The following is a 244-nucleotide window of genomic DNA, read 5'->3' as shown; positions in this document are numbered from 1 at the left end:
AGCTCACCCGTGCTTAACGCAGGTTAGCACGTCCTTCATCGCCTCTGACTGCCAAGGCATCCACCGTGCACGCTTAGTCACTTAACCATACAACCCCAAGAAGTGTGTCAGCCGAAGCCGGTACACTTATCAAGGCGGTACGCATCATGACTGATGCTTACAACTTTGTTTTCGCCAAGAAGTTCCAAGACACTTGCGTATCAAGAACTACAAATTATTTCATCAGCTTTCCAGGTTGTTAAAG

1 rRNA gene is annotated in these 244 nt (G+C 47.5%); it reads right to left on the bottom strand.

Annotation, left to right across the window (positions count from 1 at the left end):
• Positions 1 to 87 (bottom strand): 23S ribosomal RNA (locus DCS96_RS18450); the annotation flags it as partial.
• Between the last annotated feature and the right edge of the window lie 157 nt (positions 88 to 244).

The sequence above is a fragment of the Zobellella maritima genome (genome assembly GCF_003075035.1).
Lineage (GTDB): Bacteria > Pseudomonadota > Gammaproteobacteria > Enterobacterales > Aeromonadaceae > Oceanimonas > Oceanimonas maritima.
The sequence above is the reverse complement of the archived record's forward strand: the minus strand, read 5'-3'. Positions and strand labels throughout refer to the sequence as shown.